This window comes from Amycolatopsis sp. NPDC098790 (genome assembly GCF_044759945.1).
Classification (GTDB): domain Bacteria; phylum Actinomycetota; class Actinomycetes; order Mycobacteriales; family Pseudonocardiaceae; genus Amycolatopsis.
In genome coordinates, this window is sequence record NZ_JBIWAI010000004.1 from 451,628 (window position 1) to 463,615 (window position 11,988).

The following is an 11,988-nucleotide window of genomic DNA, read 5'->3' on the forward strand; positions in this document are numbered from 1 at the left end:
CGCGCACCGGCCGCGTGGAAGTAACGACGTCGAAGGTGGAACGACTGCACCTATGCAACCACTCCAAATCGACTGCTCACCCAGAGTGAAAAAACTGCCCGTAAGGCCACGCCGGCGGTGACGTCGGACACTTCTTGATCACCCCAGAGTGTGAAAGTTTTTCGGAACGCTGGGCGTTGAACTCACCATGGGTTATCCCTGGAACAAGACGAAGTTAACCGACGAGTAGCAAAGGCAGTCCCGATGGCCGACCCGCACAACGTGACCAGCGCCAGCATCGACTTCGCCCTGCGCACCTTCGGCGCCGGGCCGCGGCCGGTGCCCGCCGAGCTGGAGTACGACACCCGTGACCCCTACGCGGTCGCCGTGGTGCTGCACGCCGGCGCGAACGCCGTCCGGTGGCTCTTCGGGCGCGACCTGCTCGCCGACGGCCTGCTCGGCCGCTGCGGCGACGGGGACGTCCGCGTCGGGCCGGCCGGGGATCCCTCCCTGATCGTCGTGGAGCTGACCTCCCCCGACGGCGCCGCCGTGCTCGAAGCGCCCGCCAAGGAGGTCGCCGCCTTCCTGGACCGGACCTACGACGTCGTGCCCGCCGGGAGCGAGAGCGACTGGTTCGACTTCGACCAGGAACTCGAGAAGCTCTCCTACCAGGACTGAGTACCGTCCACGCGGTGAGCTTCTTCCTGACGAAGGTCCTCGCCGCCCTCGAGGACGGCGGTGACCGCCCCCTCTTCGTCCACGACGGCGTCACCACCTACCACCAGGCCCGAGACCGCCTCCGCCGGCTGCACGGCGGCCTCGGCAACGCCAAGAACGTCGCCGTGGACCTGCGGAACCGCCCCGAAACCGTCCTCGTCCAGCTCGCCGCCCTCCTGCGCGGCGCGACCGTGCTCATGGTCCCGGCCTCCGCGCCGACCCAGGACCGGCTCGCCGCCGCGAAGGGCTTCACCGTCGTCACCGACCGGCCCCGCGACTGGCCCGGCGCCGACACGAGAACCGACGTCGACGGCGAACCCGAACCGCTCGACCCGCCGGACACCGTGCACCTCCTCTTCCCCACCGGCGGCACCACCGGCACCCCCAAGCTCATCCGCCACAGCGGCATCTACGACGGCATGGCCCACATCTTCACGCCGAACCCGGACGGCCCGGGCCGCACCCTGCTCGTCGCCCCGATGACGCACATGACCGGGAACGCCACCGTCCTCGGCACGCTGCTCCGGCGCGACACCCTCGTCATCCACGACGGTTTCGACGCCGGCGCGGTGCTCCGAGCCATCGAAGAGCACCGCATCGACACCCTCTCCCTGACGCCGCCCCGGCTGGCGGCGCTCCTCGACCACCCGAGACGAAACAGCACCGACCTCAGCAGCGTCCGGTCCCTCTCCCTCGGCGCCGCGCCACTGCCGCCGCACCGGCTCGCGCAGGCCCTCGACGTCTTCGGCCCGGTCGTCGGCCAGGGCTACGGCCTCACCGAAGCGCCGATGATCGCGAGCATCTCCGCCGCCGAACTGATCCCGCGCCCCGAGCTGCTCGGCTCGGTCGGCCGGATCGTTCCCGGGATGGAAGCGCGCATCGAGGACGGCGAGGTCGTGGTCCGCGGACTGTCCATGATGGACGGTTACCTCGGCGGCCCGGACGTCGGCGCCGGCTGGCTGCGCACCGGCGACCTCGGCCGCTTCGACGACGACGGCTACCTGTTCCTGCTCGGCCGCGCGGACGACGTCGTCGTGGTCGGCGAGCACGGCACGAAGGTCCCCACGACCGTCGTCGAACACGCGCTGGAGACGCACCCGGCGGTCAGGAGCGCGGCCGTCTTCGGCCGGCCGGGCGACGACGGCGACGGCGACGGCGACGGCGACCTGCTGCACGCCGTCGTCGTCGCCACGGGCGAAGTGACCGAAGCCGACCTGAAAGCGCACGCCGAAGCCATCTTCGGCCAAGACCACTACGTCCCGGCGAACATCGACTTCGCCGACGCGCTCCCCCTCACCGCGGTCGGCAAGGTCGACAAGCGCGCCCTCAGCTCGTGACGGCGCCGTAGGACGACGACCGGACCAGCTTCGCGTACTTGCCGAGCACCCCTTCCGGGAACTTGTTCGGCAACGGCTCCCAGCCTTCGCGGCGCCGCGCCAGCTCGGCGGCGTCGACCAGCAGGTCCATGCTGCGGCCCTTGATGTCGACGGCGATGCGGTCGCCGTCGCGGACGAACGCGATCGGGCCGCCGTCGACCGCCTCGGGCGCGACGTGGCCGATGCACAGTCCCGTCGTGCCGCCGGAGAACCGGCCGTCGGTCAGCAGCAGGACGTCGCGGCCGAGCCCGGCGCCCTTGATCGCCGCGGTGATCGCGAGCATCTCGCGCATGCCCGGCCCGCCCTTGGGCCCTTCGTACCGGATGACCACGACGTCACCTGCGGAAATCCGGCCTTCGTTCAACGCCGCCATCGCCTCCTGCTCGCGCTCGAACACGCGCGCCGGGCCCTCGAAGTTGGCCGTGTCGAAGCCCGCGGACTTCACGACGGCGCCTTCGGGCGCGAGCGAGCCGCGCAGGATGGTGATGCCGCCGGTCGGGTGCAGCGGGTTGTCCAGGCGGCGCAGGACTTCGCCGTCGATCGGGTCGGGGTCCAGCTCGGCGAGGTTCGCCGCGACGGTCCGGCCGGTGACGGTCAGCGCGTCGCCGTGAATCAAGCCCTCGTCCAGCAGCGCCTTCATCAGCACGGGGATGCCGCCGTGGCGGTCGATGTCGTTCATGACGTACTTGCCGAACGGCTTCAGGTCGCCCAGGTGCGGCACGCGGTCGCCGACGCGGTTGAAGTCGTCCAGCGTCAGCTCGACCTTCGCCTCGTGCGCGATGGCCAGCAGGTGCAGCACGGCGTTCGTCGAACCACCGAGGGCCATGATCACGGTGATCGCGTTCTCGAACGCCTCGCGCGTGAGGATGTCCCGCGCGGTGATGCCCTTTTCGAGCAGCCCGACGACGGCTTCCCCCGAAAGGTGCGCGTAGTGGTCGCGGCGGCGGTCCGCGGACGGCGGCGCGGCCGAGCCGGGCATGCTCATCCCCATCGCCTCGGCCGCCGACGCCATCGTGTTCGCCGTGTACATGCCGCCGCAGGCGCCTTCACCAGGGCAAATGGCGCGTTCGATGCGGTCGAGGTCCGCGGTGCCGAGCCGGCCCGCCCGGCACGCGCCGACGGCCTCGAAGGCGTCGATCAGCGTGACGTCCTTCTCGGTGCCGTCGGTCAGCTTCACCCACCCGGGGGCGATCGTGCCCGCGTAGAGGAACACCGACGCGAGGTCGAGCCGGGCCGCCGCCATCAGCATGCCGGGCAGGGACTTGTCGCAGCCGGCCAGCAGTACCGAGCCGTCGAGCCGCTCGGCCTGCATGACCGTCTCGACGGAGTCGGCGATGACCTCGCGGGACACCAGCGAGAAGTGCATGCCGTCGTGGCCCATGGAGATGCCGTCGGACACCGAGATCGTGCCGAACTGCAGCGGGTACCCGCCGGCGGCGTGCACGCCTTCCTTCGACGCCTGCGCCAGCCGGTCCAGCGACAGGTTGCACGGCGTGATCTCGTTCCACGAACTGGCGACGCCGATGATCGGCTTGCGCCAGTCGCCGTCGCCCATCCCGACGGCGCGGAGCATGCCGCGGGCGGGCGCGGCCTCGATCCCGTCGGTGACCGTGCGGCTGCGGGGTTTCGGATCGATCGTCATCGCGGGGCCCTCCGATACGACGTTCGGACGCACTGCAGCCTACTCGGCTCGGCGCGGTCCGCTGGCCGGAACGGCGAGCTTCCCGGACCCGGGCGAACCGGCGAAAACTCGGCGAAATGATCGCCGCGTCTTTGATCAGCACAGTGGTGTGGGGCACGGGCAACGTCGGCCGTGCGGCAATCCGGGCCGTCGACGCCCATCCGGCGCTGGAGCTGACCGCGGTGCTCGTCCACGATCCGGCGAAGGTCGGCAAGGACGCGGGCGCCCTCGCGGGCGTCGAGGACCTCGGCGTCGCCGCGACGGACGACGTCGACGCCGTACTGGCGGCGAACCCGCGAGCCGTCGTCTACGCCGCTTCCGGCGACGTCCGGTTCGACGACGCGCTCGCCGACATCGTCCGCGCGGTCGGGACGGGCGCGGTCGTCGTGACCCCGGCGCTCTACCCGCTCTACGACCAGCGCAACGCGCCCCCGGAGTTGCGCGATCCGATCCTGAAGGCCATCGCGGACGGCGGCGGCTCGCTGTTCGTCTCCGGCGTCGACCCCGGCTGGGGCAACGACGTGCTGCCGCTGCTGATCAGCGGGCTCGGCACGGACGTCGACGTCATCCGCTGCCAGGAGATCTTCGACTACTCGACCTACGAGCAGCCCGACTCCGTCCGGTACCTGGTCGGCATGGGCCAGCCGATGGACTACGACCCGCCGATGCTGATGACCGGCGTGCCGTCGATGGTGTGGGGCGGGCAGGTCCGGCTGATCGCGCGCGGTCTCGGCGTCGAGGTGGACGAGCTGCGCGAGACGCTGCATCGGCGTCCCCTCGAGGAAACCGTGTCCACGCGGACGATGGGCGACTTCGAGAAGGGCACGCAGGGCGCGGTGCGGTTCGAGGTGCAGGGCATCGTCGGCGGCGAGCCGCGGATCGTCATCGAGCACGTCACGCGCATCCACCCGTCGTGCGCGCCGGACTGGCCGACGCCGCCCAGCGGCGACGGCGCCCACCGCGTGATCATCGAAGGCCGGCCGCGCATCGAGGTCAGCGTCGAGGCTTCCGACGAAGGCGAAAACCGGTCCGCGGGCGGGAACGCCACCGCCGTCGGACGGCTCGTCGGCGCGATCGACTGGCTGGCCGAGGCGGAACCCGGTCTCTACGACGCACTCGACGTCCCGCTGCGCCCGGCAGCCGGCAAGCTCGGAAGGAGGCGCTCGTGAACATCGACATCCCCGAAGGCAAGGACCCGATCGGGTACGTGTGGGGCGAGATGGTGCCCGGGATCGGGATCGCCGCGTCGCAGTTCTCGCTGGCGGTGTACTCGCACACCACGTTGGGGCTGCGGGAGTTCGAGGCCGCGCGCCTGCGGATCGCGCAGATCAACGGGTGCGTCTTCTGCCTGGACTGGCGCACCGAGCGCGACGGCGTGAAGGTCGAGCCGGAGTTCGCGGACGCGGTCACCGAATGGCGCACGACCGACCTCTTCGACGAGCGGACGCGGCTCGCGGCGGAGTACGCCGAGCGGTACGCGACCGACCACCACAACCTGGACGACGAGTTCTGGAAGCGGATGTCTTCTCAGTACAGCCAGAAGGAGATCGTCGAGCTGTCGATGAGCCTGGGCTCGTGGCTCGCGTTCGGACGGTTGAACCACGTCCTCGGCCTCGACACCGTCTGCGTCCTGCCGTCCCACCGGTCGTGAGTGAGAAACAGTGTTCTAACCCTGTTTCTCACTCACGACCGCTTGCACCGGGCTAGAAGTCGGTGGCGATGATCTTCTCGATGTTGCGCTCGGCCAGTGCCGTGATCGTCACGAACGGGTTCACGCTCGTGTTGCCCGGGATCAGGGAGCCGTCGATCGCGTACAGGCCCGGGTAGCCTGCCAGCCTGCCGTAGTTGTCGGTCGCCTTGCCGAGCACCGCGCCGCCGAGCGGGTGGTAGGTCAGGTGGTCGCCCCAGATCTTGTACACGCCGAACAGATCCGTCCGGTAGATCGTCCCCTCCTTCGAGTTGATCTTGTCGAAGATGGACTTCGCCATGTCGATCGACGGCTGCTTCCACGCCGTCTGCCAGTTGAGGTCCACGCTCTGCGTCGCCGGGTTCCACGAGAACTGGGCCCGGTTCGGGTTCTTCGTGATGGACAGGTAGAACGACGCCCACGTCTCGATGCCGGTCGGCAGCGGCGCGACTTCGGCGAACGCGCCGCCCGCGTTCCAGTTGTCGATGCCGCCGCAGGGAATCGACGACTGGAGGCTGCCGGTCGGGTCCCAGAGGTGGTTGGCGCGCCCGCACATCACGTTCCCGTTGTCGCCCCAGCCCTTCCCGACCTCGCCGTTGAGGCCGGGCAGCGCGCCGGTGGCCTTGAGCTTCACCAGCAGCTTGCTCGTGCCGACGCTGCCCGCGGCGAAGAACACCTTGTCCGCGGTGACGCCCTTGGTCGCGATCACCGCGCCCGAGGTGTTCAGCTGCTCCAGCGTCACCGAGTAGCCGCCGCCGGCCGCGGGCGTCACCGTCGTCACCCGGTGCAGCGGCGAGATGGTGACGCGGCCCGTCGCCTTGATCTGCGGCAGGTACGTCTTCTGCAGCGACTTCTTGCCGTAGTTGTTGCCGTACAGGATTTCCCCGGCCAGCGCCGACCGCGGCACGGTGTTCGCTTGCTCCTGCTGCATGTAGTTCCAGTCGTAGACGTCCGGGACGAAGACGAACGGGAACCCGGACCGCTGCGCCTGCTTCCGGCCGACGCGCGCGTACTGGTAGCACTCGGCGGAGTCGAACCACGTGGGGTCGACGAGGCCGACGCCGAGGCCGGCGTTCGCGCGCGGGTAGTAGGTGTTGTACATCTCGTCGGCATTGACCGTCGGCAGGATCGCGCCGAAGTTCTCCCGCTTCGGCGTGACGGCCATGCCGCCGTTGACGAGCGAGCCGCCGCCGAGGCCGCGGCCCTGGTACACGGTGATGCCGCTGAACTCTTCGGCGTCGAGGATGCCGGTGTACTTCGGGATGTCCTTGTCGATGGGGAACCCGAGGAAGTTGGACAGCGGCTGCTTCGTCCTGGTGCGCAACCAGAAGGAGCGCTGGTCCGGGGTGGTCGTGTTCGCGAAGATCTTGCCGTCCGAGCCGGGCGTGTCCCAGGCCATGCCCATTTCGACGAGCTGGACGTCGATGCCGGCCTGGGCCAGGCGCAGGGCGGCGACCGAGCCGCCGTAGCCCGAGCCGATCACCAGCGCGGGCACGCGCGCGGCGTCGGCGATGGTGGCGGCGGCCGCCTGACTCCCCACAGCCGCGGCCGCCAAGATAGAACCAGTTCCAGCGATGAAGAGACGTCGGGAAACTTGCCCAGAAGCTGTTCTCCATACGGATTCGTCACGCATGTGATAGTCCTCACCGTTGAGGTATATTAGAACAGGTTATAACTCAGTGGTGCAGACAAGTCGACATATACCCGCGAGTAACCTCCCCGGGTTGTGCGAGGATTCCGCTGAATGGGCCATGATGGACGACTGTGGAGTCGACCCGAGTGGACCGCTGGCTCTGGGCGGTCCGGCTGACGAAGACCCGTCCGGACGCCGCGGCGGCGTGCCGGGGCGGGCACGTGCGCGTCAACGACAAGCCGGCCAAGCCCGCGACGACCGTCGTGCCGGGTGACGAGGTCCGCCTGCGCATCGGCGGCACGACCAGAATCCTCGACGTGGTACGGGTGATCCAGAAGCGCGTCGGTGCGCCGGACGCGGTGACGTGCTACGTGGACCGGACGCCGAAGCCGCCGCCGGAGACCGCGATCCCGGTCGCCCGGCGCGACCGCGGCGCGGGCCGTCCGACCAAAAGGGAGCGACGCGTGCTCGACGCGTTCCGGCAGCAGGAGTTCTGAGCCTCACCGTGTAGTGAATGACTCATTCCTGTCGCCTGGCGACAGGAATGAGTCATTCACTACACGCGGCGCGGGAAATTGAGTCATTCGCAACACAACGCACCGCAGGCAATTCGAGGGGTTGACCTCGCGGCCGTCTTGACTCAGGATGTGTTCGTCAGTCGCGCAAGTGTACGCCAGACGAACAGACGGAGACGACGATGTCGACGCGATCGGTCCTGCGCAGTGCCTTCACCACCAAGCTCTACGTCACCGTGCTGGTCGCGATCGTGCTCGGGGCGGCCCTCGGCTTCGCCGCGCCCGGCGTCGGAGCGGCCTTGCAGCCGGTCGGCACCGGGTTCATCGCGCTGATCCAGATGCTGATCGCGCCGGTCGTGTTCTGCACGATCGTCACCGGCATCGCGTCGGCGGGCGAGCTGGCCAGCGTCGGGAGAGTCGGCGTCAAGGCCCTCGTCTACTTCGAGGTGCTGACCACGATCGCGCTGCTCATCGGGCTGGTCGTGATGGACCTGCTGCGCCCCGGCGCCGGCATCCACGCCGACCCGGCGTCGCTCAAGCTGTCCGGCAGCGCGCAGCAGTACGTCCAGACCGGGGAAAACCAGCACTGGTACGACTTCCTGGTCAACATCGTCCCGAAGACCGTGGTCAGCGCGTTCACCGAGGGCAACGTCCTGCAGGTGCTGCTGGTGTCGATCCTGTTCGCGATCGCGGTCAAGGCGCTCGGCGAACGCGGCGCGCCGCTGCTGCGCGGGATCGAGCGCGTCGGCGAGGCCACGTTCGGCGTCGTGCGGCTGGTGATGTACCTGGCCCCGGTCGGCGCGTTCGCCGCGATGGCCTACACCACCGGCAAGTTCGGCGCGGCCACGCTGGCCAGCCTCGGCGGGGTCGTGCTCCTGTTCTGGGCCACCGGGATCCTGTTCTGCCTGCTGGTGTTCGGTGCGGTCGCGCGGCTGTGCGGCATCCGCGTCCTCAAGCTGTACCGGTACTTCAAGGACGAGCTGCTGATCACGCTCGGCACCGCGAACTACGAGGTCGTGATGCCGCAGCTGATGAAGAAGCTCGAGAACCTGGGCTGTCCGAAGAGGATCGTCGGGCTGGTCGTGCCGTCGGGGTACGCGTTCAACGGCGACGGCGTCTGCCTCTACCTCGGCTTCGCGTCCCTCTACATCGCACAGGCCTTCGACGTGAACCTCTCGCTGTGGCAGCAGATCGGGCTGCTCGCGGTCTTCATGATCACGTCGAAGGGCAGCGCCGGGGTGGCGGGCGCCGGGTTCGTCATCCTCGCCGCGACGCTCTCCACCACCGGCGTCGTCCCGGTCGCGGGCATCATGCTCGTGCTCGGCGTCGACCGGTTCCTGTCCACCATGCGCGGCCTCGTCAGCCTGTGCGGGCAGCTGCTCGGCAGCATCGTCGTGAGCCGCTGGGAAGGCGTGCTCGACCTCACCAGGGCCCGCGCGGTCCTCGACGGCGAAACGCCCGCCACCGAACCCGCGACCTCCGTCGCGGTCTGAGAAGGGAGACACCTTGGCCAGGCTCGGCTACGTGACCGAAGGCGGCGGCGTCGCCGACCGCATCCGGCGGCGGCGCGGCGGGCGGCTCACCCCGCTCGACGGGATGCTGCTGCACAGCCCGGCCCTCGCCGACGGCTGGAACAGCCTGCTCGGCGCGGTCCGCGGGGCCTCGACCCTGCCCGCGGACGTCCGCGAGCTCGCCGTCCTGCGCGTCGCCGAACTCAACGGCGCCGCCTACGAGTGGACGGCGCACGAGCCGGTCGCCCGGGAGGCCGGCATGACCGACGAGCAGCTCGCCGCCCTGCGCGGCGGCGATCCGTCCGCTTTGGACGGACGGCAGCGCGCCGCGCTCGCCTACACCGACGCGATGACCGAGAAGATCGCCGTCGAGCAGCCGGTGTTCGACGCGCTGGCCGCACACTTCGACGAGCAGCAGGTCGTCGAGCTGAGTGTCACGGTCGCCGCGTACAACATGGTTTCGCGGTTTCTCGTGGCCTTGGAGGTGGGGCGCGAATGACCGGGCGGCTGGCCGGGAAGGTCGCGCTGATCACCGGTGCCGGCAGCGTCGGCCCCGGCTGGGGCAACGGCCGCGCGGCCGCGGTGCTGTTCGCGCGCGAAGGTGCGAAAGTGTTCGCTGTGGACCTGAACCCGGACGCGCTGACCGAGACCGTCTCGCTGATCACTTCGGACAGTGGGACCGTCCACCCGCACACGTGCGACGTCACGGACAGCGCGTCAGTCGCCAAAGCGGTCGCGGCCTGCTGGGACGCGTTCGGGAGCGTGGACGTCCTGGTGAACAACGTGGGCGGCTCGCGCCCCGGCGGCCCGGCGGAACTGTCCGAACAGGACTGGGCGGCGCAGCTGGACTACAACCTCACCAGCGTCTACCTGACTTGCCGGCACGTCGTCCCGGTGATGCGGGAGCAGGGTGGCGGGTCCATCGTGAACACCGCGTCGACGTCCGGGCTCCGGTGGACCGGCTCCGCGCAGGTCGGGTACGCGTCGGCGAAGGCCGGTGTCATCCAGCTGTCGCGGGTGCTCGCGGTGCAGCACGCGCCCGACGGGATCCGCGCGAACACCGTCGTCCCCGGGCAGCTGCACACGCCGATGGTCGAGGCGCGGCTGGCGAACCAGCGCGAAGGCGGCGACATCGGCACACTGCTCGAGAAGCGCCAGGCCCGGATTCCGCTGGGATTCATGGGTGACGGCCGGGACACCGCGTACGCCGCGCTGTTCCTGGCTTCCGACGAAGCCCGGTTCGTCACGGGAACCGAGATCGTCGTCGACGGCGGCATGACGGCGAGGTGCGACTGATGGTCCTTCCCGCGGGCAGCTGCGACGCGCACTGCCACATCTTCGGCCCCACCGACGTCTTCCCCTACGCTCCCGACAGGACGTTCACGCCGCCGGAGGCGCCGAAGGAGGACCTCCAGCGGCTGCACCGGCGCTTCGGGTTCGAGCGTGCGGTGCTCGTCCAGTCGGCGTGCCACGGCACGGACCACTCGGCGTTGCTGGACGCCCTCGCCTCCGGCGACTACCGCGGCGTCGCGCTCGTGACGCCGGAGACGCCCGACGCCGAGATCGCCCGGCTGCACGAGGCCGGCGTGCGCGGCGCGCGGCTGCACTTCCTGCCGCACCTGGGCCCGGCGCCCTCGGCCGGGACGATCGAAGCGATCGTCGGCAAGATCGTGCCGTACGGCTGGCACATCGCGCTGCACGTGGCCGGCAACGGCATCGCCGAACACGGGGAAAGGGTGTGCGGGCTCGGCTTGACCGTCGTGGTCGACCACATGGCTCGCGTCGACCTCCGCGAAGGCCTCGGCAGCGCCGCGGTGACGGCGTTGCGGCGCCTGCTCGACACCGGGGACGTGTGGGTCAAGCTGAGCGGCGCGGACCGGCTCGCGACCGCGCCGCCGTCGCTGGCCGACTCCGTCGAGCTCATGCGCCTGCTGATCGCGCACGCACCCGAGCGTGTGCTGTGGGGCACCGATTCCCCGCACCCGAACACCCACGGGTTCGATCCCGACGACGCCGACCTGGTGGACGTACTGGAGTCCTTTTCGGACGGAGACCGGCGCCGGCTGCTGGTCGAGAACCCCGCCCGCTGCTTCGGGTTCGGGTCCTAGTGCAGGCCCGCGATGTCCTTGGTGATCGCGTCGGCCGTCTCGAGCAGCCGGGGCACGAACTCGTCGCGCAGCTTTTCGACGGAGACGCGGGCGGCGTTGGCGGAGACGTTGAGCGCGGCGATCACCCCGCCGCTCGCGTTGCGGACCGGCGCGGCGGCGGACCGGACGCCCTCCTCGCGCTCGCCGTCGACCAGCGCGTACCCCTGCTCGGCGACGCGGGCCAGCTCGGCCTCGAGCTTCGCGCGGCCGGTGATGGTGTTCGCCGTGAGCCGCACCAGGTCCGTGCGGTCCAAATAGGACTGCAGCTCGGCCGGCGGCAGGGCGGCGAGCAGCACGCGGCCCATCGACGTCGGGTAGGCGGGCAGCCGCGACCCGACGTTGAAGGTGATGGTCATCATCCGCGACGCCGGCACGCGGGCGACGTAGACGATCTCGCCGCCGTCGAGCGTGGCGAGCGAGCTGGACTCGCGGACCTCGTCCGACAGCGCGCGCATGTGGGACTGGGCGTGTTCCCAGAACGGCAGCGCGGCGAGGTAGCCGTAGCCGAGCCGCAGGACGCGGGCGGTGAGCTGGAAGCGGCGGCCGTCGGTCTCGGCGAACCCGAGCCGTTCGAAGGTCAGCAGCAGGCGGCGCGCGGTCGCGCGGGTCAGGCCGGTGGCCGCGGCCGCTTCGCTGACGCTCATCGCCGGTGCCTCGCCGGAGAAGCTCTGCAGCAGCCGCAGCGCCTTCTCGACCGAATCGATGACGTCCGGATCTTCGCGCGACACCCCGGGGACACTAC

The 11,988-nt window shown here is 70.2% G+C and carries 12 protein-coding genes; 9 read left to right on the top strand and 3 right to left on the bottom strand.

Features of this window, described 5'->3' with window-relative positions; all coding sequences use genetic code 11:
- Window positions 1–243 precede the first annotated feature (243 nt).
- Together ACIQWX_RS31470 and ACIQWX_RS31475 are read left to right on the top strand one after the other, a co-directional pair.
- Window positions 244–657, top strand: a complete 414-nt coding sequence (locus tag ACIQWX_RS31470; RefSeq protein ID WP_400878723.1) for an SsgA family sporulation/cell division regulator — start codon at window positions 244–246, stop codon at window positions 655–657.
- A 14-nt stretch (window positions 658–671) separates the two neighbouring features.
- Window positions 672–2,033 carry a class I adenylate-forming enzyme family protein gene (locus ACIQWX_RS31475; protein ID WP_400878726.1) on the top strand — a complete coding sequence of 454 codons (1,362 nt, stop codon included), beginning with the start codon at window positions 672–674 and terminating at the stop codon, window positions 2,031–2,033.
- Here ACIQWX_RS31475 and ilvD read toward each other — a convergent pair.
- Window positions 2,023–3,714 carry a dihydroxy-acid dehydratase gene (ilvD, locus tag ACIQWX_RS31480; protein ID WP_400878728.1) on the bottom strand — a complete coding sequence of 564 codons (1,692 nt, stop codon included), beginning with the start codon at window positions 3,712–3,714 and terminating at the stop codon, window positions 2,023–2,025. The two genes, ACIQWX_RS31475 and ilvD, sit on opposite strands and share 11 nt — an antisense overlap.
- Window positions 3,715–3,845: 131 nt before the next feature.
- Between ilvD and ACIQWX_RS31485 the strand changes: the two genes are divergently transcribed.
- On the top strand, window positions 3,846–4,922 hold the full coding sequence (locus ACIQWX_RS31485; protein WP_400879778.1) for a dihydrodipicolinate reductase: 1,077 nt from the start codon (window positions 3,846–3,848) through the stop codon (window positions 4,920–4,922).
- Window positions 4,919–5,404, top strand: a complete 486-nt coding sequence (locus tag ACIQWX_RS31490; protein WP_400878731.1) for a carboxymuconolactone decarboxylase family protein — start codon at window positions 4,919–4,921, stop codon at window positions 5,402–5,404. The genes ACIQWX_RS31485 and ACIQWX_RS31490 overlap by 4 nt, the downstream gene beginning before the upstream one ends.
- A 52-nt stretch (window positions 5,405–5,456) precedes the next feature.
- Here the strand turns inward: ACIQWX_RS31490 and ACIQWX_RS31495 are convergent, their stop codons facing one another.
- Window positions 5,457–6,995, bottom strand: coding sequence for a GMC oxidoreductase (locus tag ACIQWX_RS31495; RefSeq protein ID WP_400878734.1), 1,539 nt, complete (start codon window positions 6,993–6,995; stop codon window positions 5,457–5,459).
- A 209-nt stretch (window positions 6,996–7,204) separates the two neighbouring features.
- On the opposite strand from ACIQWX_RS31495, the gene ACIQWX_RS31500 reads away from it, so the two are divergent.
- From ACIQWX_RS31500 to ACIQWX_RS31520, 5 genes are all read left to right on the top strand, one after another.
- Entirely contained in the window at window positions 7,205–7,570 is a 366-nt protein-coding gene (locus ACIQWX_RS31500) for an RNA-binding S4 domain-containing protein (RefSeq protein ID WP_364462582.1), read from the top strand.
- Window positions 7,571–7,770: 200 nt separating this feature from the next.
- A complete protein-coding gene (locus ACIQWX_RS31505) occupies window positions 7,771–9,081 on the top strand; it encodes a cation:dicarboxylate symporter family transporter (protein WP_400878737.1) in 1,311 nt (436 codons plus the stop codon).
- 13 nt (window positions 9,082–9,094) lie between these two features.
- Complete coding sequence (locus ACIQWX_RS31510) at window positions 9,095–9,598, top strand: carboxymuconolactone decarboxylase family protein (protein WP_400878740.1); 504 nt, start codon at window positions 9,095–9,097, stop codon at window positions 9,596–9,598.
- Window positions 9,595–10,395 (top strand): SDR family NAD(P)-dependent oxidoreductase, encoded by an 801-nt coding sequence (locus tag ACIQWX_RS31515; protein WP_400878743.1) that lies wholly within the window; start codon window positions 9,595–9,597, stop codon window positions 10,393–10,395. Before ACIQWX_RS31510 ends, ACIQWX_RS31515 begins: the two co-directional genes overlap by 4 nt.
- Window positions 10,395–11,207 carry an amidohydrolase family protein gene (locus ACIQWX_RS31520; RefSeq protein ID WP_400878745.1) on the top strand — a complete coding sequence of 271 codons (813 nt, stop codon included), beginning with the start codon at window positions 10,395–10,397 and terminating at the stop codon, window positions 11,205–11,207. Before ACIQWX_RS31515 ends, ACIQWX_RS31520 begins: the two co-directional genes overlap by 1 nt.
- On the opposite strand, the gene ACIQWX_RS31525 is transcribed toward ACIQWX_RS31520, so the two are convergent.
- Entirely contained in the window at window positions 11,204–11,974 is a 771-nt protein-coding gene (locus ACIQWX_RS31525; protein ID WP_400878748.1) for an IclR family transcriptional regulator C-terminal domain-containing protein, read from the bottom strand. The genes ACIQWX_RS31520 and ACIQWX_RS31525 overlap by 4 nt on opposite strands.
- Between the last annotated feature and the right edge of the window lie 14 nt (window positions 11,975–11,988).